Below are 24,982 nucleotides of genomic sequence, written 5' to 3'. Positions count from 1 at the left end.
GCGATTGCCACTGCGGCAGTCGCGGCCTGTGGGCTCAGCTATCGGTGTTCTGAGGGTTCAACCAACCGCGTACCCGGCGAAACAGCTGCTCTTGCTGGGCGGTGTTGTTGCCGGGCAGGGCCTTGAGGGGAATCTGGCTGAAGTTCGAGTGCTTCAGGCGCTTGCTCGCTTGCAGTCGCTCCAGGGCGGCTTTTTGCGCCAGAGGCTTGTCGACATAGAAGAAGTCGGCAGTGGCCAGCTTCAACGTAGGCGTGATCTCCACCAGTTGCGGTTTGCCATTGGCCGGGGACTGGGCTGCTACCATCACCAGCTTCTGTACCTGGGCCGGCTGTTTCTCGCTGAGGTAGCGTGCGGCCCAGTAGGCACCCGTACCATGACCCAGGAGCACGATACTGCGGGCGTTCTGCTGTTCGGCAAAGGCCAGGGCAGCATCGACGCGGGTGAAGATGCGCTCGGCATCCGCCTTGATCTGCTCTTCCGTGCTTTCTGCTACTACCCGGTCGGCCACGTCGGCTTCGCCGCCAGCGACCTGCTCGATCGGCTTGGCCTCGGTGCTGGCATCCTTGGCGGTGTTGGCCTTGTCCGTAGGGGCCGGTGCGGCTTCGACCACCCGTGGTTGCGCGGCCTCGCTGAGCATGTCGGGCAGGGTCAGGCTCAGGCTGGCCCACTCGGTGTCCGGCAATTTGTTGCGCAAAGGTGCAATGGCTTGCGGCCAGTCAGCGGTTTCACCCGCTCCCGGGAGGATAATCACCACGCCCTTGGGGTCGCTGGTGTTGGCCGGCTTCCACAGGGCCAGGAAGGTATCGCCGCCGGCTTGCAACTGCTGCTGTTCCAGGGCGGGCAACTGGCGCTCCAGGGCGGCGGCGTCTTCCTGGCTACGCTCAGGCAGAGGTTGGCGTTGCGCCGGTTGTTCCTCGGGAGTCTTGGTTTCTGGAGCCGGGTCGGCAGCTTGCACAGAAAAGGTCCAGGGCAGGATCAGCGACAGGCACAATGCGGGCAGTGCCGAGCGGTGGACAAGGGGCATCGGATATTCCAGGCCAGAAGTAATTCCGGCAGCCTAATGGGTTGGTCAGTATTTGTCAGGGTGTGAGACTTCAGATGATGCGTTTTCGCTGCCTTCTGCTTATCGGCTGTCTGTGCCTTCCCTTGATAGGCCATGCGGCCCCGGCGCCCCAGGTGCCGACTGCGCCCTTGAGCCTGGAACAGCGCCAGTGGCTGGCGCAGCACCCCGAGTTGCGGGTGGGGCTGGTGTTGCAGGCGCCGTTCGCCCAGTACGACCGGCGCCTGCAGCGGCTGTCCGGGGCCAATGTCGAGTTGATGCAAGCCCTGGCCAAGGCGCTGAACATCGAGCTCAGCTGGCGCAACTTCCCTGACCAGGCACAGCTGGAGCGGGCCCTGCGCGACGGCGAGGTGGACATGGCCCCGGGCCTGACCCAGACCCCGGCCGGTCTGCGCCTGTGGTTGTTCAGCGACCCCTATATGCGCGTGCCGCAGCTGGTGGTCGGGGAGCGCAAGGGCGCAGGTGCGGTGGAGCTGGAAAAACTCGACAGCCAGGCCCGGGTCGCCGTGCGCATGCCCAGTGCGGTGGCCGATTACCTGCGCCTGACTTACCCCAACCTCAACCTGCAAGGGGTGCCGCTGGAGCGCCAGGCCCTGCAGTTGCTGCTGAGCCAGCAGGCCCGCTACGCGGTGGTGGACGAGGCTCAGCTCAGTCGCCTTTCGGGGGAGGCGGAGTTCGCCGGGCTGGCCGTGGTGGGGGATATCGGCTTGCCGCAATTGCTGCGGGTAGCCACTCGCCGCGATTGGCCGGAACTGGCGAGCATTGTCGAAGCGGCCTTGCATGCGATCCCGGCCAAGGAGCTGGAGCAGCTCCATGGCCGCTGGCTCCAGCCCAAGTACCCGCGGCTTGGCGAGTCCCCCGGGGTCTGGCAGAACCTCAGCCTGCTGTTGGTGATCCTGCTGCTGGCGAGTCTGGCGATCGTCTTCTGGCAGCGCCGCCAGCAGCGCAGCCTGGAGCAGCGCCTGCTGGCGGCGCGGGAGGACATCGCCTTGCGTGCCGCCAGCGAGGAAGCCCTGCGCCTGACCCAGTTCTCCATCGATCAGAGCACCGTGGGCATTCTCTGGGTCAATTGGGACAGCCATGTGCGCTACGCCAACCGGGCAGCCGAAGAGATGCTCGGTTACCCGGCGGGCGGGGTGATCGACCGGCCGCTGATCGATTTCGAGCCCAACCTGCATATGGATCGCTGGCTCAACCTGTGGAAGCGGGCCCGGGGCAGCGAGGAGGGCGTGCAAAGTTTCGAGACCCAGTGTGTGCGTGCCGATGGCAGCATCCTGCCGGCGGACGTGTCCCTGAGCTTCCTGCGCTTTCGCGACAGCGAATACCTGGTGGTCTATCTCAATGACGTGACCGAGCGCCGTCGCGCGCTGGCGGCCCTGCGCGAAAGCGAGGCGCGTCTGCAGGGGATTGCAGCCAACGTGCCGGGCCTGGTGTTCCGCCTGGAGCGGGCGCCGGTCACCGGGCAGATCGACTTCGCCTATATCAGCGAAGGCAGCGAGACCCTGGTGGGCTACTCGCCAGCAGTGCTGGCCCACCGGGACAAGGGCCTGCGCAGCCTGGTGCACCCGGACGACAAGGCCAGCTATCACCAGACCCAGGACCAGGCCCTGGACACCGACAGCGACTGGTCCTGGCAGGGCCGCATCCTCACTCGCCAGGGCCAGCAGCGCTGGGCCGAGATCAAGGCCATCACCCGGCGCCTGGATGACGGCGCGTTTGTCTGGGACGGCATTGTCTGGGACATCAGCGAAAGCAAGCGCATCGAGCTGGAACTGGCCAGCTCCCGTGAACAGTTGCGGGAGCTGTCGGCGCACCTGGAAAGCGTGCGCGAAGAGGAAAAGGCCCGCATTGCCCGGGAAGTCCATGACGAACTGGGGCAGATGCTGACTGTGCTCAAGCTGGAAACGTCCATGTGTGAGCTGGCCTATGCCCAGCTCGACCCGGGCCTGCATGAACGCCTCAACAGCATGAAGCGCCTGATCGCCCAGCTGTTCCAGCTGGTGCGGGATGTGGCTACCGCACTGCGGCCGCCAATCCTCGATGCGGGCATCGCCTCGGCCATCGAATGGCAGGCCCGCCGGTTCGAGGCCCGCACCCAGATCCCCTGCCTGGTGCAGGTGCCGGACAACCTGCCGCGCTTGAGCGACGCCAAGGCCGTCGGCCTGTTCCGTATCCTCCAGGAGGCCCTGACCAATGTCATGCGCCATGCCCAGGCGCATACTGTGGAACTCACCCTGACCCTGGAAGCACACGAGCTGTGCATGAGCATCAGCGATGACGGCCTGGGCTTCGACACCGCTTCTGCACGTCCGACGTCCTTTGGCCTGGTGGGCATGCGCGAGCGGGTGCTGATCATGGGCGGGAGCCTGTCGCTGCACAGTGAGCGGGGCGAAGGCACCACCCTGAGTGTCCGGGTGCCCCTGGACCAAGAACAATAATGAGGAGACACGCGTGATCCGTGTACTGGTAGCCGAAGACCACACCATCGTTCGCGAAGGCATCAAGCAACTGATTGGCCTGGCCAAGGACCTGGTCGTGGTGGGCGAGGCGAGCAACGGCGAGCAGTTGCTGGAGACCCTGCGTCAGGTGCCCTGCGAAGTGGTGCTGCTGGATATCTCCATGCCCGGGGTGAACGGCCTGGAGGCCATTCCGCGGATCCGTGCCCTGAGCAATCCGCCGGCGATCCTGGTGCTGTCGATGCACGACGAGGCGCAGATGGCCGCCCGGGCGCTGAAGATCGGCGCTGCCGGCTACGCCACCAAGGACAGTGATCCGTCGCTGCTGCTGACGGCCATTCGCAAGGTGGCATCCGGCGGCCGCTATATCGACCCGGACCTGGCTGACCGTATGGTCTTCGAGGTCGGCCTGACCGATACCCGGCCCTTGCATTCGCTGCTTTCCGAGCGTGAATTCTCGGTTTTCGAGCGCCTGGCCCAGGGCGCCAATGTCAACGACATTGCCCAGCAACTGGCCCTGAGCAGCAAGACCATCAGTACCCACAAGGCGCGGCTGATGCAGAAGCTCAACATCACCTCCCTGGCCGAACTGGTGAAATACGCCATGGAACACAAGCTGCTCTGACACCCTCTGCGGTGCTCTCCCTCCCCTTGGGGGAGGGCACTTATCCATTTGCGACATTCCGCGCTTTCAGGCTTTCGCCGTTTCTTGCCGCTTGCAGCCTGTCGTTTGCCTCCGCCCTTATCCAATCGCGCCATTCTTGTAGGGCAATCCCTACACGCAACCTTCCAGAGGGCTGAGGCGAATCTCTCCTGGCCCCCGATTTGCGCGCTCTGCCGGCTCCTCTAGGCTTGTTCCACAGCCGTCTAAAACAAAAGGTGCGGGTATGAGCGAGGTCGTTTCAAGTGCTGGGGCCAACGATGTTCTGGTCAGCTTTCGTGGTGTGCAGAAGAGCTACGACGGCGAGAACCTGATCGTCAAAGACCTCAACCTGGAAATTCGCAAAGGCGAGTTCCTCACCCTGCTGGGGCCGTCCGGTTCCGGCAAGACCACCAGCCTGATGATGCTGGCCGGTTTCGAAACCCCGACCGCCGGCGAGATCCAGCTGGCCGGGCGCTCGATCAACAATGTGCCGCCGCACAAGCGCGACATCGGCATGGTGTTCCAGAACTACGCGCTGTTCCCCCACATGACCGTGGCCGAGAACCTGGCCTTTCCGCTGTCGGTACGCGGCTTGAGCAAGACCGACATCAGCGAGCGGGTCAAGCGGGTGCTGAGCATGGTCCAGCTCGACGCTTTCGCCCAGCGCTACCCGGCCCAGCTGTCCGGCGGCCAGCAGCAGCGGGTGGCCCTGGCCCGGGCCCTGGTGTTCGAGCCACAGCTGGTGCTGATGGACGAACCCCTTGGCGCCCTCGACAAGCAACTGCGCGAACACATGCAGATGGAGATCAAGCACCTGCACCAGCGCCTGGGCGTGACCGTGGTCTATGTGACCCACGACCAGGGCGAAGCCCTGACCATGTCCGACCGGGTGGCGGTGTTCCACCAGGGCGAGATCCAGCAGATCGCGCCGCCGCGCACTCTCTACGAAGAGCCGAAGAACACCTTCGTCGCCAACTTCATCGGCGAGAACAACCGCCTCAACGGCCGCCTGCACAGCCACAACGGCGAGCGTTGCGTGGTGGAGCTGGGGCGTGGCGAGAAGGTCGAGGCGCTGGCGGTGAATGTCGGCCAGGTCGGCGGCCCGGTGACCTTGTCCATCCGCCCGGAGCGGGTGAGCCTCAACGGTTCCAGCGAAAGCTGCGTCAACCGCTTCTCCGGCCGGGTGGCGGAATTCATCTATCTGGGCGACCACGTCCGGGTGCGCCTGGAAGTCTGCGGCAAGAGCGACTTCTTCGTGAAACAGCCGATTGCCGAGCTCGATCCTGCGCTGGCAGTAGGTGACGTGGTGCCGCTTGGCTGGCAAGTCGAGCACGTTCGCGCGCTCGACCCGCTTCTAGAGGCGAATTGATCGCCCCCTGCAACACCAACCTGCACGTGGAGAACACAATAAATGTTGAGATCCCTGAAATTCACCGCCCTGGCACTGGGCATGATGGGTGCGGCGCACGCCATGGCGGCGGGCCCGGACCTGACCGTGGTGTCCTTTGGCGGGGCGAACAAGGCGGCCCAGGTCAAGGCCTTCTATGCCCCTTGGGAAGCGGCGGGCAAGGGCAAGATCATCGCCGGCGAATACAACGGCGAGATGGCCAAGATCAAGGCCATGGTCGACACCAAGAGCGTGTCCTGGGACCTGGTAGAAGTGGAGTCCCCGGAACTGTCCCGCGGTTGCGACGAGGACATGTTCGAGCAACTGGACCCGGCGCTGTTCGGTAACAGCGAAGACTACGTCAAGGGCGCGATCCAGCCGTGCGGCGTGGGTTTTTTCGTCTGGTCCACGGTATTGGCCTACAACGCCGACAAGCTGAAAACCGCTCCGAGCAGTTGGGCTGATTTCTGGGACGTCAAGCAGTTCCCGGGCAAGCGCGGCCTGCGCAAGGGCGCCAAGTACACCCTGGAGTTCGCCCTGATGGCCGACGGCGTCGCGCCCAAGGACGTGTACAAGGTCCTGGCCGGCAAGGATGGCCAGGACCGTGCCTTCAAGAAACTCGATGAGCTCAAGCCCTACATTCAGTGGTGGGAAGCCGGCGCCCAGCCGCCGCAGTACCTGGCTTCCGGCGACGTGGTCATGAGCTCGGCCTACAACGGCCGGATCGCCGCGGTGCAGAAGGAAAGCAACCTGAAAGTGGTGTGGAACGGCGGCATCTACGACTTCGACGCCTGGGCCATTCCAAAAGGCCTGGACAAGGCTCGCGCCGAAGCGGCGAAGAAGTTCATCGCCTACTCGGTGCAACCGCAGCAGCAGAAGACCTATTCGGAGAATATCGCCTACGGCCCGGCCAACACCCAGGCCGTGCCGCTGCTGGCCAAGGACATCCTCAAGGACATGCCGACCACTCCGGAAAACATCGCCAACCAGGTGCAGATCGACGTCAGCTTCTGGGCTGACAACGGTGAGCAACTGGAACAGCGCTTCAACGCCTGGGCTGCCAAGTAACCACCCCCTGCCGTTGTAGGAGCGAGCTTGCTCGCGAAGGCGTCATCAGCATCAACCTTGATGGTGAAGCACAGCCTTCGATGCGCGGCCAAGCCCGCTCCTGCCGCCGGGTGGTTTGTATTCGAAAGATCGATTCGCGGAGTTTGTCATGACCATCACCGTTCCCCTGAACGCGGTCACCGGCCCGACCCTCAAGCAGCGGCTGGCCCGTGCCGAGCGGGTCAACCGCTGGAAGGCCCAGGCGCTGATCGCGCCCCTGGTGCTGTTTCTGCTGCTGGTGTTCCTGGTACCGATCGTGGCGCTGCTGTACAAGAGCGTCGGCAACCCGGAAGTGGTCGGCGGCATGCCGCGTACTGTGGCGGCCGTGAGTGCCTGGGACGGTCGTGGCCTGCCCGCTGAAGGGGCCTACAAGGCGTTGAGCGAAGACCTGGCGGACGCCCGCAAGAATCAGACCCTGGGCGACCTGTCCAAGCGCCTGAACATGGAGTTGGCCGGCTACCGCAGCCTGCTGACCAAGACCGCTCGCGCCCTGCCGTTCAAGGCCGAGCCCGAATCCTATAAAGAAGCCATGGAAAGCCTGGATGAGCGCTGGGGCGACCCGGCCTACTGGCAGGCGATCCGCCGCAACACCAGCAGCCTGACCCCGTACTACCTGCTGGCGGCGGTGGACCATCGCATCGACGACCTGGGCGAACTGGCGCCGGCCACCCCGGACCAGTCCATCTACCTGGACATCTTCGCCCGCACCTTCTGGATGGGCCTGGTGATCACCGCCATCTGCCTGGCCCTGGCCTATCCCCTGGCGTACCTGCTGGCCAACCTGCCGGCGCGCAAGAGCAACCTTCTGATGATCCTGGTGCTGCTGCCGTTCTGGACCTCGATCCTGGTGCGAGTGGCGGCGTGGATCGTGCTGCTGCAATCGGGTGGCCTGATCAACAGCGCGCTGCTGGCCATGGGGGTGATCGACAAGCCCCTGGAACTGGTGTTCAACCGTACCGGGGTCTACATCTCCATGGTGCACATCCTGTTGCCGTTCATGATCCTGCCGATCTACAGCGTGATGAAAGGCATCTCGCCGACCTACATGCGTGCGGCGATCTCCCTGGGCTGCCATCCGTTCGCCAGCTTCTGGCGGGTGTATTTCCCGCAGACCTACGCCGGGGTCGGCGCTGGTTGCCTGCTGGTGTTCATCCTGGCGATTGGTTACTACATCACCCCGGCATTGCTGGGCAGCCCGAACGACCAGATGGTCAGCTACTTCGTCGCCTTCTATACCAACACCAGCATCAACTGGGGCATGGCCACGGCCCTGGGCGGCCTGCTGTTGCTGGCGACCATCGTGCTCTATCTGATTTACAGCTGGCTGGTGGGCGCAAGCCGCCTGCGCCTGAGCTAAGGAGAGAATCGAAATGCTGAGCCCCTACATGTCGCCCGTCGAACGGGTCTGGTTCTACAGCTTGCGGATTCTCTGCGGCTTGATCCTGTTGTTCCTGGTGTTGCCGGTGCTGGTGATCATCCCGCTGTCGTTCAACTCCGGCAGTTTCCTGGTGTACCCGCTGCAGGGCTTTTCGCTGCACTGGTACCAGGACTTCTTCGCCTCTGCCGAGTGGATGCGCGCGCTGAAGAACAGCGTCATCGTGGCGCCGGCCGCAACCTTGCTGGCCATGGTCTTCGGCACCCTGGCGGCCATCGGCCTGACCCGCGGTGATTTCCCCGGCAAGGCGCTGGTGATGGCCCTGGTGATTTCGCCGATGGTGGTACCGGTAGTGATCATTGGTGTGGCCAGCTACCTGTTCTTCGCCCCGCTGGGCATGGGCAACAGTTTTTTCTCGCTGATCATCGTGCACGCGGTGCTTGGGGTGCCCTTCGTGATCATCACCGTGTCGGCAACCCTGCAGGGCTTCAACCACAACCTGGTGCGGGCCGCGGCCAGCCTGGGCGCCTCGCCGCTGACCACGTTCCGCCGGGTGACCTTGCCGTTGATCGCCCCCGGGGTCATCAGTGGCGCGCTGTTCGCCTTCGCCACCTCGTTCGATGAAGTGGTGGTGACCCTGTTCCTCGCCGGCCCGGAGCAGGCCACCCTGCCGCGGCAGATGTTCAGCGGCATCCGCGAGAACCTCAGCCCGACCATCGCCGCTGCGGCCACGTTGCTGATCGCCTTCTCGGTGATCCTGCTGCTGACCCTGGAATGGCTGCGCGGACGCAGCGAGAAACTGCGCACGGCTCAGGCCTGAGCCCCTTGGGCGGCCTTGTACTAAGGTCTGGGCCGCCCCGTCCCCTCTGCATGTCGTTCACCCGTAAACTGCGCGCTTCCCATGCTTACTGTGGAGTCGCGGGTGAACTTCAACGATGCCAGTTTCGAAGAGCTGCTCAATGCGCTGCATGACGGCGTCTACATCACCGATGGCCAGGGCCAGACCCTCAAGGTCAACCAGGCCTACGAGCGCCTCACCGGCCTGAACGGCGCCGAGCTGCTGGGGCGGCCGATGCAGGAGCTGGTGAAGAGCGGGGTGATTTCCCAGTCCGCTTCACTACGGGTACTGCAGGACGGTCGGCCGGTGTCGGTGATGCAGAGCCTCAGCCACGGCAAGAAGTTGCTGGTCAGTGCCACGCCGATCCTCGCCGCCGACCAGAGCATTCGCTATGTGGTCAGCACCGTGCGCGACATGACCGAGCTGCTGCGCATCAAGCGCGAGCGCGACGAGTTGCAGCAGCTCAAGCAGCTGCGCACCAGCACTGCGCGGCTGCATGCGGGCCAGCGTGACGACCTGTTGCAATCACCGCTGATGGCCGACCAGGAGGTTTCCGGGCGGGTCTTTGCCCAGGCCCGGCAAGTGGCCGACTGCGACGTGAAGGTGCTGCTGCAAGGGGAGACGGGTGTGGGTAAAACCCTGGTGGCGCAATTTATCCACAACGCCAGTGCTCGTGCCCGCGAACCGTTCCTGGCCCTCAACTGCGGGGCGCTGCCGGAGAACCTGATCGAGGCCGAGCTGTTCGGCTATGCCCCGGGTGCCTTCACCGGTGCTGGCAGCAAGGGCAAGCGCGGGCTGCTGGAACTGGCACACAACGGTACGCTGTTTCTCGATGAGATCGGCGATCTGCCCCTGGCGGTGCAGGTCAAGCTGCTCAAGGTCATCGAAGAGAACCGCTTCATTCCGGTGGGCGGCCTGGAGCTCAAGGAGGTGGATGTGCGCATCATCAGCGCCACCCATCACGACCTCAAGCAGCGGGTGGCCGAGGGCAAGTTCCGCGCCGACCTGTATTACCGCCTGAATGTGGTGCCCATCGCGATCCCGGCCCTGCGCGAGCGCAGCGAGGAAATCGGCCCCTTGCTGGAGTACTACCTGGAGCACTTCAACCAGCGCTATCAGCGTCAGGTGCAGTGGAGCCTGGAAGCCCTGGAACTGCTGGGCGAGTACGCCTGGCCGGGGAACATCCGCGAGCTGATCAACGTGGTGGAGCGCCTGGTGGTGACCTGCTCCGGCCAGGTGATAGAGGCCCTGGACCTGCCGGAGGACCTGATCGAGCAACAGGCCCGCAACACCGACGACAGCCGCCTGCCGCTGCGCAAGGTGCTGGAGAACGCCGAGCGCCAGGCGATTCGCGCGGCCCTGCAACTGCACAAGACCACCCGCCTGGCCGCCAAGGCGCTGGGGGTGAGCCAGGCCACGGTGGTGCAGAAGATGAAGCGCTGGGAACACTCTGATTAGGATTCTGATCAGAGCTGCCTGCAGCGATCAGCAATTCAATCGCGACGGCCCGGTCATTCCCCTGGATTTCCTTCCAGAGCCTTGTAGATCAAGGCTTTGCGTATCTTGGCACAGCTTTCGCTCTACAGCCTGCGAGCCCATTCGAGAGTGGCCGCCTGACGGCGCTCTTGCCACAACAATTAAACAAGGCCGAGCTGATGAGTATCTCTGCGTTCAAGATTGCCAACAAACTGATTACCGGCCAGGGCGCCATCGAGCAGCTGGACGCCGAACTGGCGCGCCTGCAGATCAGCAACCCGCTGATCGTCACCGATGCGATCCTGGTCAAGTCCGGCACCGTCGATCTGGCCCTGGCCCACCTGGGCGGGCGCGCCTACCGGATCTTCGACGAGGTCCAGCCGGAGCCGGAAATCGCCATAGTCCAGGCCTGCACCCAGGCTTACCGGGCCGGTGGCCACGATGGCCTGATCGGCCTGGGCGGCGGCAGCGCCATTGATATCGCCAAGGCGGTGGCGGCGTTCGCCGGCCATGAAGGCGCGCTGGAAGAACTGTTCGGGGTGGATCAGGTGCAGCGCAAGGGGCCGCCGCTGATTGCCATTCCTACTACTGCGGGCACCGGTTCGGAGGTGACCAACGTGGCGATCCTCTCGGACAAGGTGGCCCAGTTGAAAAAGGGCATCGTCAGCGATTACCTGCTGCCGGACGTAGCGCTGGTGAGCCCGGTGATGACCCTGACCTGCCCGCGCAGCGTCACCGCCGCCAGTGGCGTCGACGCGCTGGTGCATGCGGTGGAGTCCTACCTGTCGCTCAACGGTTCGCCGATCACCGACTCCCTGGCCCTGGGCGCGATCCGCCTGATCGTCAGGGCGCTGCCCAAGGCCTACGCCAACCCGGCCAACCTGCAGGCCCGGGAAGACATGGCCACCGCCAGCCTGATGGCCGGCATGGCCTTCGGCAATGCCGGAGTCGGTGCAGTGCATGCCCTGGCCTATCCCCTGGGCGGGCGCTTCAATATCGCCCACGGGGTGAGCAACGCGCTGCTACTGCCCTACGTCATGGCCTGGAACAAGATGGCCTGTGTCGAGCGCTTTCGCGATATCGCCCAGGCCATGGACCTGCCGATCGCCGGGCTCAGTGATGGCCAGGCCGCAGAGCAGGCGGTCCAGGCCATGGCTGCGCTGTGCGCTGCGGTGGACATCCCCACGGGCATGCGCAGCTTCGGTGTGCCCGAGGACGCGATCCCGGCCATGGCCGTGGAAGCGGCGGGTATCCAGCGGCTGATGCGCAACAACCCGCGCCAACTGAGCCCCGGCGATATCGAGCAGATCTACCGGGCTGCCTATTGATCGATCCTTGCCCGTGCCAACTGGCGCGGGCCGCTTTACACCGCCACCAATACCAATAAGACAGGTGCAGTTGATGCCAACGCCTTCCGACACTCGGCACGAAACGCCGTACATCGCCCTTGGCCCGTTCAAGGTGCGTTTGCCCTTTATCCACTACAAATTCGAGCTGCCGGACTACCTGCAAGGCTTGCTGATGTGCGCCGTCGACCTGGCGGCCATTCCACTGATGACCGAGTTCCTCGGCATGCCCTTCGAGATGGCCCTGGCCGTGGTCATGCTCAACGGCCTGTTGTACCTGGCCCACCATCTGCTGGGCGACCCCGTGGTGCCCGGCTGGATCACCCCGGCAGTGCCGCTGCTGATGGCCTATTGCGCGCAGTTTCCCGTGGGCCCGGAGCGTGTCCACGCGCTGATTGCCTTCCAGCTGATGCTCGGGGTGTTCTCCATCGCCCTGGGGGCCACCGGCATGGCACGCAAGGTGGTGGGCTTCGTGCCCTCGGCGATCAAGTCGGGAATCATTGTCGGCGCCGGGCTCAGTGCGGTGACCGCGGTGTTCCAGGTGGGCGGCAAATTCGACAGCTTTCCCTGGACCATTTCCATCGCCATCGGCATTGCCTTCTACCTGATCTTTTCCCAGCATTTTGCCCAGCTCAAGCTGCGCAACCGCTTCTGGTGGAACTTCGCCAAGCTGGGCATCCTGCCGATCATCCTGCTGGCGGTAGTGCTGGCGCCGCTGTTCGGTGAAGCGCCGTGGCCGACCATCCAGTGGGGCCTGAGCAAGCCGGACTTCATCGGCCTGTGGAACAACTACACCGTGTTCGGCCTGGGCATGCCGCCGCTGTCGATGTTCATCAGCGCGCTGCCAACCATGCTCGCGGTGTACATCATCGTCTTTGGCGATGTGCTCAGCGCCAAGGTGTTGCTGGACGAGGCCGAGCAGATCCGCACCGACGAAAAGGTCGACTACGACCCGGACCGCTCGCACCTGATCTTCGGCGGGCGCAACGCATTCATGAGCATCTTCGGTCCGGACATTGCCATGTGCGGGCCGAAATGGGCGGCGATGCTGGTGGTGGTGATCGAGCGCTTCAAGGGCGGGCCCAAGGCCATGAAGTCGATCTATGGCGGCATGGGCTCGTTCCGTTGGGGCACCAACACCGGCTTGCTGCTGTTGCCGGTAGTGACCCTGGTGCAGCCGATTCTCGGGGTCGCGCTGGCGCTGACCTTGCTGATCCAGGGTTACGTCAGCGTGCGCCTGGGCATTCTCGAGGCCCGTAGCCAGCGTGACCTGGGCATCGCAGGGGTGATCGGTGCAGTGCTGGCGATCAAGGGCGCCAGTTGGGGCTTTGCCATTGGCGTGGTGCTGTGCCTGCTGATCTACGGCAAGAACTTCTTCAAGGGCGAGAACGACCGGACTTTCAGCAAGGACCTGGGCGCCGCGGACGCAACTCCCGTCCCGGGTGCCCAGCCAGGGCCCCAGGCCAAGCCCGCCCGGGCGGTGGAAAGCGAGGTGGCATGAGCCTTCGCGGGTAACGTGAGCACTGTCGTGATGCCGATCGGGCATCGCGACAGCCCGGTTGCGCAATCCCCAGCTACGCTTGTGCCGGCTCCCACCTTTATATAAGAGGCTGCGCACATGAGTATTTCCTCTTTCAAGATCGCCCATAAATTGCTGACCGGCAGCACCGCCATCGAGCAACTGGCTGCCGAGCTGACCCGCCTGGATGTCGATAACCCGCTGATCGTCACCGATACTGCCCTGCTCAGGTCCGGCACGGTGGAGCTGGCGCTGGCCCACCTGGGGGAACGCAGTTACGAAGTCTTCGACCGGGTGCAGCCCGATCCGGAAATCGCTATCGTCGAGGACTGCATGCAGGTGTACCGCGAGGGTGGGCATGACGGGCTGATCGGCCTGGGCGGCGGCAGCGCCATCGATATTGCCAAGAGTGTCGGGGCCTATGCCGGCTATCACGGCGCCCTGGAGGACCTGTTCGGCATCGACCAGGTGCCGCGCAAGGGGCCGCCGCTGATCGCCATTCCCACCACCGCAGGTACTGGTTCGGAAGTGACCAATGTGGCGATCCTCTCGGACCGGGTCGCGCAATTGAAGAAAGGCATCATCAGCGACTACCTGCTGCCGGACGTGGCCCTGGTCAGCCCGCAGATGACCCTGACCTGTCCACCGCGTGTCACCGCGGCCAGCGGCGTCGATGCCCTGGCGCATGCCATCGAGGCCTACCTGTCCCTCAATGCTTCCGCGATCACCGACTCCCTGGCCATCGGCGCCATCAAGCTGATCGTCAAGGCTTTACCCAAGGCCTTTGCCAACCCGGCTCACCTGCAGGCTCGGGAGGACATGGCCACTGCCAGCCTGATGGCCGGCATGGCCTTCGGCAATGCCGGGGTCGGTGCGGTACATGCGATGGCCTATCCCCTGGGCGGACGCTTTCATATGTCCCACGGGGTCAGCAATGCCTTGCTGCTGCCCTATGTCATGACCTGGAACAAGATGGCCTGCGTCGAGCGTATGCAGGATATCGCCGAGGCCATGGGGGTACAGACCGCGCACCTGAGCGCCAGCGAGGCGGCCGACCGGGCAGTGGAGGCCATGGCAGCGTTGTGTGCGGCGGTGGAAATTCCCAGCGGCTTGCGCAGCTTCGGCGTGCCCGAGGATGCGATCCCGGCCATGGCCGTCGAGGCCGCGGGTATCGAGCGCTTGATGCGCAACAACCCGCGCCGGCTGAGCCCCGCCGATATCGAGAAGATCTATCGCGCGGCCTACTGATCATCGCGGTTACGGTGTGCGCTCCAAAGCATGAGGTATACAATGCGCGCCATCGTGATTCTGCTCAAAAAAGGTGCGTCATGCAGCCCTTCGCTATTGCTCCGTCGATTCTCTCCGCCGACTTCGCCCGTCTGGGCGAGGAAGTGGACAATGTCCTGGCCGCCGGCGCCGACATCGTGCATTTCGATGTCATGGACAACCACTATGTGCCGAACCTGACCATCGGCCCGATGGTCTGCGCTGCGCTGCGCAAGTACGGGATCACCGCGCCGATCGATGCACACCTGATGGTCACTCCGGTGGACCGCATCATCGGTGACTTCATCGAAGCGGGCGCCACCTACATCACCTTCCACCCCGAAGCCACGCTGCATGTGGACCGTTCCCTGCAGATGATCCGCGAAGGCGGTTGCAAGGCCGGCCTGGTGTTCAACCCGGCAACTCCGCTGGACGTGCTCAAGTACGTGATGGACAAGGTCGACATGGTGCTGCTGATGAGTGTCAACCCGGGCTTTGGCGGGCAGAAGTTCATTCCGGGCACCCTCGACAAGCTGCGTGAGGCTCGTGCCTTGATCGATGCCTCCGGGCGGGATATCCGCCTGGAAATCGACGGTGGGGTGAACGTGGGCAACATCCGCGAAATCGCTGCCGCAGGCGCCGATACCTTTGTGGCAGGCTCGGCGATCTTCAATGCGCCGAACTATCAGGAAGTCATCGAGAAAATGCGTGCCGAACTGGCGTTGGCGCGACCATGAGCGCCTTTGAGCAGCTGTTCCAGGGGCGCCTGCCACGGCTGGTGATGTTCGACCTGGATGGCACCCTGGTCGATTCGGTACCGGACCTTGCGGCCGCCGTGGATCAGATGCTGCTCAAGCTGGGGCGCAAGCCTGCCGGTGTCGAGGCGGTGCGTGAGTGGGTTGGCAACGGTGCGCCCATGCTGGTGCGCCGGGCCCTGGCCAACAGCCTGGAGGCCCAGGGTGTCGACGATGTCGAGGCCGAGTATGCGCTGGAGCTGTTCAATACCGCCTACGAGGACAGCCACGAGTTGACCGTGGTCTATCCCGGTGCGCGCGAGACTCTCAAGTGGCTGCACAAGCAGGGCGTGGAAATGGCCCTGATTACCAACAAGCCCGAGCGTTTCGTGGCCCCCTTGCTGGACCAGATGAAAATCGGTCGGTATTTCCGCTGGATCATCGGCGGCGATACCCTGCCGCAGAAGAAACCCGACCCGGCGGCGCTGTTCTTTGTGATGAAGATGGCCAGCGTGCCGGCCTCGCAATCACTGTTCGTCGGCGATTCGCGCAGTGACGTGCTGGCAGCCAAGGCGGCGGGGGTCAAGTGCGTCGCCCTGAGCTACGGCTACAACCACGGCCGGCCGATTGCCGAGGAGTCGCCGGCGCTGGTGATCGACAACCTGCGGGCGCTGATCCCCGGTTGCTTAGAACCTGCCGCTGAGATAACGTTGCCCGACGCTGTTCCATCCCATTCTGGAAACTCCATCGTGGTGGTCACTCGCAAACTCTGGATGAAAGTCATCAAGGCCCTGGCCCGCTGGCGTTGGCGCGCCTGATTTTTGTCTGGCCGGCCCCGCCGGCACGTTTGCATACCTGACTGTTAGACCCTCAAGCCACGAGGCACCCCATGATTCGCGAAGAATTCCTGCGTTTGGCCGCAGCCGGTTACAACCGTATCCCGCTGGCCTGCGAAACCCTTGCCGACTTCGATACCCCGCTGTCGATCTACCTGAAACTGGCCGACCAGCCCAACTCCTATCTGCTGGAGTCGGTGCAGGGCGGTGAGAAATGGGGGCGTTACTCGATCATCGGCCTGCCGTGCCGCACTGTGCTGCGGGTGCACGGCTTCCAGGTCAGCGTGACCCATGATGGCGTGGAGATCGAAAGTCACGAAGTGGCCGACCCGCTGGCCTTCGTCGAGGAATTCAAAGCCCGCTACAACGTCCCGACCATTGCCGGCCTGCCGCGTTTCAACGGTGGCCTGGTGGGCTATTTCGGCTATGACTGCGTGCGTTATGTCGAGCCGCGCCTGGGCCCGTGCCCGAACCCGGATCCGATCGGTGTGCCGGATATCCTGCTGATGGTCTCCGACGCGGTAGTGGTGTTCGACAACCTGGCGGGCAAGGTGCACGCCATCGTGCTGGCCGACCCTGGCCAGGACAACGCCTTCGAAGCCGGCCAGGCACGTTTGCAGGAATTGCTGGCGCAACTGCGCCAGCCGATCACTCCGCGTCCGGGCCTGGATTTCAGCAAGCAGCTGGCCGCCGATCCGCTGTTCCGCTCCAGCTTTACCCAGGCTGACTATGAACGGGCCGTGGACACCATCAAGGAATACATCCTGGCCGGTGACTGCATGCAGGTGGTGCCGTCCCAGCGCATGTCCATCGATTTTTCGGCGGCGCCCATCGACCTGTACCGGGCGCTGCGCTGCTTCAACCCGACCCCTTACATGTACTTCTTCAACTTCGGTGATTTCCATGTAGTGGGCAGCTCGCCGGAAGTGCTGGTGCGGGTCGAAGACAACCTGATCACTGTGCGGCCGATCGCCGGTACCCGCCCGCGGGGCGCCTCCGAGGAAGCGGACCTGGCCCTGGAGCAGGACCTGCTGTCGGACGCCAAGGAGATCGCCGAGCACCTGATGCTGATCGACTTGGGACGCAACGACACCGGTCGGGTCTCGGAAATCGGTTCGGTGAAACTCACCGAAAAGATGGTCATCGAGCGCTATTCCAACGTGATGCACATCGTTTCCAACGTCACCGGCCAGCTCAAGGCCGGGCTGACGGCCATGGATGCGCTGCGGGCGATCCTGCCGGCGGGCACCCTGTCCGGCGCACCGAAAATCCGTGCGATGGAAATCATCGACGAGCTGGAACCGGTCAAGCGTGGGATCTATGGCGGCGCCGTGGGTTACTTCGCCTGGAACGGCAACATGGACACCGCCATTGCCATTCGCACGGCGGTGATCAAGAACGGCGAGCTGCATGTACAGGCCGGCGGCGGGATTGTTGCCGACTCGGTGCCGACCCTGGAGTGGGAAGAGACGCTGAACAAGCGTCGCGCAATGTTCCGTGCCGTGGCACTGGCGGAACAGACCCCTGCATCCAAGGCTTGAGGAGTTGCTGTCGTTGATTGGTTTTATGAGGATCCTGATGTCTATCAGGTCCTCATGAAATCCAGTGCTGTGGTGTATATCAATCGAGCGCGGGAGCGATAAGCGCCCAGCTGTTGCGCTGATGAAGGTCCCGAGCATTGCGCCCTAAGGTCTTAGGCCTGCCTGATATTTTCCTGCGGCTTTTCGAAGGCAACGAACAGTTGGTCTGCGGTGATAGTGCCAAGGTCCAGGCGCATGTTGGCTTCAAGCATGGCGAACAGGCGGGTGAATACATCGAATACCTTGCAATGTTCTTCCATGCCTGAGAACGGGTTGTCGATCTTCTCGGCGATCAGCGAGCTTTCCTGTACGGCGTCATAGACCTCACGCAAGGTGATATCGCTGGCTGGGCGTGCGAGGGTCAGGCCGCCGTGGGCGCCGCGCCATGACTTCAGAATATTGGCTTTGACCATCAACGACACGAGACTGCGTACCCGGGTGGGATGAGTCTTGACCCACTTGGCAATGGTCTCGGTACGCAACCTCTGCGGCGCGTTGGCCGCTACGAACGAGAGGATGTATGAGGCGGTGATCAGGCGGGTCGACTGACTCATCTAGTTTGAATTCTCTCTTCAGTGGTAGGGCAGTAGCGACATTCCGATCTGCCCCTTCGAACCGATAGTACTGACAAAACCCCGCCTAGCAAGAGCCTCGCTCGTAAAGAGAAGGGGATTGGCAGCGACCTGTTTTTGAGCTTAATGTATTTGTCACGATGACAATTACAAATATTTAGCATCAGTGCGTGCGAGGTCGGCTGAATCCTTTTCTCTGCGGTTCAACAGAGGCAATGCCATGAGCGATAACAACAACAAAATAACTCAAGCGATGCACGACAGCGGCCTGCCGCGTCGGGATTTTCTCAAGTACAGCGCAGCGGCGGTTGCCGTGGCCGGGGCGTTTTCAATGGGCTTGCCGCAACGCGGCTGGGCCGGGGAGGCCACCCCGAAAGCGGGCGGCGTGCTACGCATGGGCCTGGCCGGTGGCAGTACTACCGATTCTCGTGATCCAGGTTCATGGAGCGACACCTTTACCTTTGTCGGTTTCTCGGCGGTGTACAACACCCTGAGCGAAATCGGCGTCGATGGCACGGCGATCCCCGAGCTTGCCGAGCGCTGGGAATCCAGCCCCGATGCACGCATCTGGACCTTCACCTTGCGCCAGGGGGTGACCTTCCATAACGGCAAGACTCTGGATGCCGGCGATGTGGTCGCCTCAATCGGGCATCACCTGGGCGACAAGTCCACCTCGGCGGCCAAGACCGTGCTCGGCGATGTTGCCAAGGTCAGCGCCCAGGGCAATGACACCGTGGTGTTCGAACTGCATTCGGGCAATGCCGACTTCGCCTACGTGGTGGCCGATTATCACCTGGTGATCATGCCCGCCAAGGACGGCGCCGCCGACTGGCAGGCCGGGATCGGCACCGGCGGTTATCGCCTCAAGGGCTTCGAACCCGGCGTGCGCATGGACCTTGAGCGCAGCCCGGATTACTGGAAAGCCGGCCGCGCGCATTTCGCCAGCGCCGAGCTGCTGGCCATCGCCGATGGCGCCGCGCGGGTCAACGCCCTGGTCACCGGCCAGGTCGATGTGATCAACAAGGTCGATCTCAAGACTGTCGCCTTGCTCAAGCGCAACCCCAATCTGGTCATCGAAGAGACCAAGGGAGCCCAGCACTACACCTTCCCGATGCTGACCGACAGCCAGCAGTTCCAGGACAACAACATCCGTCTGGCGCTCAAACATGCGATCAACCGCGAAACCCTGCTGGCCTCGGTGCTTTATGGCTATGGCCAGATTGGCAACGACCACCCGATCCAGCCCGGTAGTCGCTTCATCAACAGCGCCCTGGAGCAGCGTGGCTATGACCCGGACAAGGCGCGTTTCTACCTGCGCCAGGCCGGGGTCGACTCTCTCAAGGTGCGCCTGCAGGCCTCTGATGCCGCTTACACCGGCGCGGTGGATGCCTCGGTGCTGTTCAAGGAGCAGGCACGCCAGGCCGGTATCGACATCGACGTGGTGCGCGAACCTGCCGACGGCTTTTTTTCCAATGTGTGGATGAAGCAGCCCTTCACCACCTCGTTCTGGTACAGCAGCCTGACCGCCGACCGCATGTTCAGCATCGGCTACGCCAAGGGCGCGGCATGGAACGAGACGCACTGGGACAACGCCCGTTTCAACCAGCTGCTCAACGCCGCTCGCGGCGAGATGAACGCGCCGCTGCGCCAGGAGATGTACAACGAAATGCAGGCCCTGTGCCGTGACGAGGGCGGGGCGATCGTGCCGCTGTTCGCAAGCTCCGTGGCCGCACGCTCCAAGCGCGTGGCCCACGGCGGGCTGACCGCGCCCTATGGCGAGCTCGACGGCCTGCGCTTGATCGAGCGCTGGTGGCAGGCGTAAGCCCGACACTTTTTGCACCTTTCTTCGTTGATCCTGTTCGAGGAGCTGTACGGTGAATAGCCTTTGCAAACTGTTGCTCCAGCGCCTGGCCCTGGGCCTGTTGTCGCTGTTGGCGGTGTCGGTGATCATCTTCCTGGCCGTTGGCATGCTCCCGGGCGATGTCGCCCAGGCCATGCTCGGCCAGGCGGCAACTCCCGAGACCGTCGCTGCCTTCCGTGCCCAACTGGGCCTGGACCTGCCGCCGCTGACCCGCTTCGGCCACTGGGCCTGGCAACTGCTGCACGGTGACCTGGGCCTGTCGCTGGCCAACCAGCGGCCGATTGCCGAGCTGATCGGCACGCGCCTGGGCAACACCTTTACCCTGGCCTTGCTGGCGGCGCTGGTGTCGGTGCCGGTAGCCTTGCTGCTGGGCATGCTCGCGGCGCTGTACCGCAACAGTTGGTTCGACCGCCTGCTCAACACCAGCGCCCTGAGCGCGGTGTCGTTCCCGGAGTTTTTCGTCGCCTATATCCTGATCCTGGTGTTCGCGGTCAAGCTCAACTGGTTGCCGAGTATCTCCAACCTGGCTCCGGGGGCATCGTTCGCCGAGGTGCTGGAGCGCTCGCTACTGCCGGTGCTGACCCTGAGCCTGGTGGTGGTCGCGCAAATGATGCGCATGACCCGCGCGGCCTTGATCAACGTGCTGGCCAGCCCCTATATCGAGATGGCCCGGCTCAAGGGCATCAGCCAGGCGCGGATCATCTTCCACCACGCCTTGCCCAATGCCCTGGCACCGATCATCAATGTGGTGGCACTGAACCTGGCCTACCTGGTGGTCGGCGTGGTGGTGGTCGAGGTGGTGTTCGTCTATCCGGGGCTCGGCCAGTTACTGGTCGACTCGGTGTCCAAGCGCGATATCCCGGTGGTGCAGGCCTGCAGCCTGATCTTCGCCGCCACCTACATCCTGCTCAATACCACGGCCGACGTGCTGTCGATTGCCAGCAACCCACGCCTGATGCATCCGAAGGGGTAAGCCATGAGCCTGATCAAAGCGTTGTTGCGGGCGCCCATGAGCGCCCAGTTCGGCCTGCTGGTGATTGTTGCCTACATACTGGTGGCGCTGTTCGCGCCGGTGCTGGCGCCGTATGGCGAGACTGAAGTGGTCGGCGAAGGTTTTGCGCCCTGGGGCGGGCAGTTCCTGCTGGGTACCGATAACCTGGGCCGCGACATGTTCAGCCGCCTGGTGTATGGCGCGCGCAACACTCTGGGGATTGCCTTCCTGACGACGCTATTGGCCTTTGCCGTCGGCGGTTTCTGCGGGCTGGTAGCGGCGATCAGGGGCGGCTGGATCGACCAGGGCCTGTCGCGGCTGGTGGATATCCTCATGGCCATCCCGCAGCTGATCTTTGCCTTGCTGATCCTCAGCGTGGTCGGCACCAACGCCACCTCGCTGGTGCTGGTGATCGCGCTGCTGGATGCCACCCGGGTGTTTCGCCTGTCACGGGCGGTGGCGATGACCGTGGTGGTCCAGGACTTCGTCGAGGCCGCCCGGCTGCGTGGGGAAGGGCTGTGGTGGCTGGTCAGCCGCGAGGTGCTGCCCAATGCCGCCGCGCCGCTGATTGCCGAGTTCGGCCTGCGTTTTTGCTTCGTGTTTCTGTTCATCAGTGCGTTGTCGTTCCTGGGCCTGGGCATCCAGCCGCCGACCGCCGACTGGGGCAGCATGGTCCGCGACAATGCCGTGCTGATCACCTTCGGCGATATCAGCCCGCTGCTGCCGGCCCTGGCAGTGGCGCTGATCACCGTCAGCGTCAACTTTGTCGTGGACTGGGTGCTGCATCTTTCCAGCGGCCTGAAGGAGTGCTGAGCATGACCGTTCATCCAAGTGACAAGCCGCTACTGGAAATCCACGACCTGCGTATTGAAGGCCATTATCAGGACGCTTGGCACCCGCTGATCAAAGGCATCGACTTGAGCTTGCAGCGGGGCGAAGTACTGGGCCTGATTGGTGAATCGGGGGCGGGAAAGTCGACTCTGGGCCTGGCCTCCATGGGTTATGTGCGCGACGGTTGCCGTATCACGGGTGGCTCGGTGCGCTTCGATGGCCAGGAACTGGTGGGCGCCAAGCCCGAAGCCCTGCGCAAGCTGCGCGGCCTGCGTATCGCCTATGTCGCGCAAAGCGCGGCGGCCTCGTTCAACCCCGCGCACCGGCTGATCGACCAGCATGTCGAAACCGCGGTAAGGAACGCTGGTATCGACCGTGCCAAGGCACAAGCCGAAGCAGTGGAGCTCTACCGCATACTGCGTCTGCCCAACCCCGAGCAGATCGGCCAGCGCTACCCGCACCAGGTCTCCGGCGGTCAGTTGCAACGGGTGATGACCGCCATGGCCATGGCCTGCCACCCGGACCTGATCATCTTCGACGAACCGACCACGGCGCTGGATGTCACCACCCAGATCGAAGTGCTGGTGGCGATTCGCGATGCGGTGAAAACCTACGGGAGCGCCGCCTTGTACATCAGCCACGACCTGGCAGTGGTGGCGCAAATGGCCGATCGCATCATGGTTCTGCGTCACGGCAAGTTGGTGGAGGAGGCCGACACCCGGACCATGCTCGACGCCCCGCAGCAGGATTACACCAAATCGCTGTGGGCAGTACGTAGCTTGCGCACCGAACCCAAGCCGTGCCCACCGCAGGCAACACCGCTGCTGGAGGTACGCAAGGCCAGCGCCAGCTACGGCCATCAGCCGGTGCTGCATGATGTCTCGCTCAAGCTCTATCGTGGCCAGACCCTGGCGGTGATCGGCGAGTCGGGCAGCGGCAAGAGCTCTACGGCACGCTTGATCACCGGGTTGTTGCCGCCGACCAGCGGCCAGGTGTTGTATGACGGAAAAGCGCTGCCAGCTGATTATCGCCAGCGCAGCAAGGAGCAATTGCGCCGATTGCAGATGATTTACCAGATCCCCGACACCGCGCTCAACCCGCGCCAGCGCATCGTCGACATCATCGGCCGGCCGCTGAGTTTCTACCTCGGCCTCAAGGGCCAGGCGCTGCGCCAGCGGGTCGCCGAGCTATTGGAGATGATCGAGCTGGACCCGGCGTTGTACATGGATCGCCAGCCCCGCGAACTGTCTGGCGGGCAGAAGCAGCGAATCTGTATCGCCCGGGCTCTGGCGGCCGAGCCGCAACTGATCATCTGCGACGAAGTCACCTCGGCCCTCGACCAACTGGTGGCCGAAGGCGTTCTGAAGCTGCTCAACCGCATCCAGCAGCAACTGGGCGTGGCCTACTTGTTCATCACCCACGACGTCGCCACCGTGCGCGCCATTGCCGACGAGGTACTGGTGATGCAGCGTGGGAAGGTGGTCGATCACGGCTGCCGGGAGGAGATCTTTACCCCGCCGTACCGCGACTACACCGGCTTGTTGTTCTCCAGTGAGCCAGAAATGGATCCGGACTGGCTCGACCATTTGCTGGAGAAAAGGGCGCTGGTTTCCTGACTTGGCCATGGTAAGAATAGCGCCCCTTTGATCAAGTGGCCGTGCTTCCTGTTCTGGCAGAGGCGTAATGCCCCTTGAGCCGCACGACAAAGGAGAGCAAGCAGGCGGCCACCACATTACGAACCGCGCCGTTTCGGTGATGGACTTGTGGCGTTTAAAGGGCCTCCAAGCCAGCTGCCGAGGCGGGCTGCGCAAAACGGTTTGCATGTCGTGCCGCCCGGCGCTCTGGAGCGCACGGCATACGCGGGGCCAGCCATGCATTGCGCTCCAACGGAGTGGGGCAGGTATCAACCATCGGAGTGAGTGCCGCAAGACCCAGCGGCAAATTGCAATCGACGCAGCCCCTTGATGAACGGTACAATCGCGCCTCGAAGCTCGGCTGCGGAACGCCGTCGAGTGCTCAATTACGGTTAGGTCCTATGCTTTACATTGCAACGATTCGTTTTAGTCAGTGGTGGCGCTTCCAATAGGAAGCGGCACGTCGTTGCGGTTTTTTAACCGAACCCTGCCGCCGTAATCGGCAAGCAGGGATCAAGGATCTAATAGCTCTCCGGCACGGCGGCTCCAAACCCCAGGAGAACGCTGCATGCCAATCAGTCTCCCCACGCAGTACACCTTCGCCCGGCGGCAATGCCATCGGGTGCATCGTCATGCCCAACGTTCTGCCGGCTTGCGCTGGCGATGGCCGACGATGGCGTGGCGAGCTGAGCGACATTGCATAGATAAGGCGGTTCAATTCCATCACCTTGTCTGCCCTGCCGACAGCTTGCAGCATTCGGGTGCGCAAGCTCGCCCGGCACGCTCCACTGCGCTTGTGTATATCAATGTGCATATCGACACCCTGAGTTGCATGCACACCTACTTTAAAATCAATAAGTTGGAGCATGTATGCTGCTGATGATTGATAACTACGACTCCTTCACCTACAACGTCGTCCAGTACCTGGGCGAGTTGGGAGCTGAGGTGAAGGTAGTGCGCAATGACGAACTGACCGTGGCTCAGATCGAGGCGCTCAAGCCCGAGCGCATCGTGGTCTCGCCCGGGCCTTGCACGCCGACCGAAGCCGGTATTTCCATCGAGGCGATCAAGCATTTCGCCGGCAAGCTGCCGATTCTCGGCGTATGCCTGGGGCATCAGTCCATCGGCCAGGCCTTTGGCGGCCAGGTGGTGCGTGCCCGGCAAGTGATGCACGGCAAGATCAGCCCGGTGTTCCACCGTGACCTGGGGGTGTTCAACGGCCTGAACATGCCGCTGACCGTAACCCGTTACCACTCGCTGGTGGTCAAGCACGAGAGCTTGCCCGAGTGCCTCGAAGTCACGGCCTGGACCCAGCTGGAAGACGGCTCCGTCGACGAGATCATGGGGTTGCGCCACAAGACGCTGAATATCGAGGGGGTGCAATTTCACCCCGAGTCTATTCTCACCGAGCAGGGCCACGAGCTGTTCGCCAACTTTCTCAAACAGAGCGGCGGCACGCGCTAAGGACTT

20 protein-coding genes are annotated in these 24,982 nt (G+C 63.4%); 18 read left to right on the top strand and 2 right to left on the bottom strand.

Annotated elements, in window-relative coordinates:
- Nucleotides 1-34: 34 nt before the first annotated feature.
- The gene (locus PFLCHA0_RS27890; RefSeq protein WP_015637248.1) at nt 35-1,024 is read right to left on the bottom strand and encodes an alpha/beta hydrolase family protein; all 990 of its coding nucleotides are present in this window, start codon (nt 1,022-1,024) and stop codon (nt 35-37) included.
- Nucleotides 1,025-1,098: 74 nt separating this feature from the next.
- Here PFLCHA0_RS27890 and PFLCHA0_RS27885 point away from each other — a divergent pair, with 74 nt between their 5' ends.
- The 13 genes from PFLCHA0_RS27885 to trpE all read left to right on the top strand — a co-directional run bounded on the left by PFLCHA0_RS27885 (nt 1,099) and on the right by trpE (nt 17,584).
- Nucleotides 1,099-3,498 (top strand): PAS domain-containing sensor histidine kinase, encoded by a 2,400-nt coding sequence (locus PFLCHA0_RS27885; protein ID WP_015637247.1) that lies wholly within the window; start codon nt 1,099-1,101, stop codon nt 3,496-3,498.
- 13 nt (nt 3,499-3,511) lie between these two features.
- A complete protein-coding gene (locus tag PFLCHA0_RS27880) occupies nt 3,512-4,141 on the top strand; it encodes a response regulator (protein ID WP_011063818.1) in 630 nt (209 codons plus the stop codon).
- A 262-nt stretch (nt 4,142-4,403) separates the two neighbouring features.
- Entirely contained in the window at nt 4,404-5,528 is a 1,125-nt protein-coding gene (locus PFLCHA0_RS27875; RefSeq protein WP_015637246.1) for an ABC transporter ATP-binding protein, read from the top strand.
- Between the two features lie 42 nt (nt 5,529-5,570).
- On the top strand, nt 5,571-6,614 hold the full coding sequence (locus tag PFLCHA0_RS27870; protein WP_011063816.1) for an ABC transporter substrate-binding protein: 1,044 nt from the start codon (nt 5,571-5,573) through the stop codon (nt 6,612-6,614).
- A gap of 148 nt (nt 6,615-6,762) precedes the next feature.
- Complete coding sequence (locus PFLCHA0_RS27865) at nt 6,763-8,010, top strand: ABC transporter permease (RefSeq protein ID WP_011063815.1); 1,248 nt, start codon at nt 6,763-6,765, stop codon at nt 8,008-8,010.
- Nucleotides 8,011-8,023: 13 nt separating this feature from the next.
- Nucleotides 8,024-8,848 (top strand): ABC transporter permease, encoded by an 825-nt coding sequence (locus tag PFLCHA0_RS27860; protein ID WP_011063814.1) that lies wholly within the window; start codon nt 8,024-8,026, stop codon nt 8,846-8,848.
- 102 nt (nt 8,849-8,950) lie between these two features.
- Entirely contained in the window at nt 8,951-10,324 is a 1,374-nt protein-coding gene (locus PFLCHA0_RS27855) for a sigma-54 interaction domain-containing protein (RefSeq protein ID WP_011063813.1), read from the top strand.
- Between the two features lie 197 nt (nt 10,325-10,521).
- On the top strand, nt 10,522-11,670 hold the full coding sequence (locus tag PFLCHA0_RS27850; protein WP_011063812.1) for an iron-containing alcohol dehydrogenase: 1,149 nt from the start codon (nt 10,522-10,524) through the stop codon (nt 11,668-11,670).
- 73 nt (nt 11,671-11,743) lie between these two features.
- A complete protein-coding gene (locus PFLCHA0_RS27845; protein WP_011063811.1) occupies nt 11,744-13,189 on the top strand; it encodes a membrane protein in 1,446 nt (481 codons plus the stop codon).
- 117 nt (nt 13,190-13,306) lie between these two features.
- The gene (locus PFLCHA0_RS27840) at nt 13,307-14,455 is read left to right on the top strand and encodes an iron-containing alcohol dehydrogenase (protein ID WP_011063810.1); all 1,149 of its coding nucleotides are present in this window, start codon (nt 13,307-13,309) and stop codon (nt 14,453-14,455) included.
- A gap of 80 nt (nt 14,456-14,535) precedes the next feature.
- A complete protein-coding gene (gene rpe, locus PFLCHA0_RS27835; RefSeq protein WP_011063809.1) occupies nt 14,536-15,210 on the top strand; it encodes a ribulose-phosphate 3-epimerase in 675 nt (224 codons plus the stop codon).
- Nucleotides 15,207-16,025 (top strand): phosphoglycolate phosphatase, encoded by an 819-nt coding sequence (locus PFLCHA0_RS27830; RefSeq protein ID WP_011063808.1) that lies wholly within the window; start codon nt 15,207-15,209, stop codon nt 16,023-16,025. The genes rpe and PFLCHA0_RS27830 overlap by 4 nt, the downstream gene beginning before the upstream one ends.
- A gap of 71 nt (nt 16,026-16,096) precedes the next feature.
- Nucleotides 16,097-17,584: an anthranilate synthase component I gene (trpE, locus tag PFLCHA0_RS27825; RefSeq protein ID WP_011063807.1), complete on the top strand. Its 1,488-nt coding sequence runs from the start codon at nt 16,097-16,099 to the stop codon at nt 17,582-17,584.
- A gap of 152 nt (nt 17,585-17,736) precedes the next feature.
- Here the strand turns inward: trpE and PFLCHA0_RS27820 are convergent, their stop codons facing one another.
- A complete protein-coding gene (locus PFLCHA0_RS27820) occupies nt 17,737-18,177 on the bottom strand; it encodes an Rrf2 family transcriptional regulator (RefSeq protein WP_015637243.1) in 441 nt (146 codons plus the stop codon).
- A 238-nt stretch (nt 18,178-18,415) separates the two neighbouring features.
- Between PFLCHA0_RS27820 and PFLCHA0_RS27815 the strand changes: the two genes are divergently transcribed.
- From PFLCHA0_RS27815 to PFLCHA0_RS27795, 5 genes are all read left to right on the top strand, one after another.
- Nucleotides 18,416-20,017 (top strand): ABC transporter substrate-binding protein, encoded by a 1,602-nt coding sequence (locus PFLCHA0_RS27815; protein WP_011063805.1) that lies wholly within the window; start codon nt 18,416-18,418, stop codon nt 20,015-20,017.
- Nucleotides 20,018-20,069: 52 nt separating this feature from the next.
- A complete protein-coding gene (locus tag PFLCHA0_RS31780; RefSeq protein ID WP_011063804.1) occupies nt 20,070-21,029 on the top strand; it encodes an ABC transporter permease in 960 nt (319 codons plus the stop codon).
- 3 nt (nt 21,030-21,032) lie between these two features.
- Entirely contained in the window at nt 21,033-21,860 is an 828-nt protein-coding gene (locus tag PFLCHA0_RS31775) for an ABC transporter permease (RefSeq protein WP_011063803.1), read from the top strand.
- Between the two features lie 2 nt (nt 21,861-21,862).
- Complete coding sequence (locus PFLCHA0_RS27800; protein WP_015637242.1) at nt 21,863-23,494, top strand: ABC transporter ATP-binding protein; 1,632 nt, start codon at nt 21,863-21,865, stop codon at nt 23,492-23,494.
- Between the two features lie 888 nt (nt 23,495-24,382).
- On the top strand, nt 24,383-24,976 hold the full coding sequence (locus PFLCHA0_RS27795) for an aminodeoxychorismate/anthranilate synthase component II (protein ID WP_015637241.1): 594 nt from the start codon (nt 24,383-24,385) through the stop codon (nt 24,974-24,976).
- The last annotated feature ends 6 nt before the right edge of the window (nt 24,977-24,982 follow it).

This window comes from Pseudomonas protegens CHA0, assembly GCF_000397205.1.
Lineage (GTDB): Bacteria > Pseudomonadota > Gammaproteobacteria > Pseudomonadales > Pseudomonadaceae > Aquipseudomonas > Aquipseudomonas protegens.
This window is presented reverse-complemented; position numbering and strand designations above follow the sequence as displayed.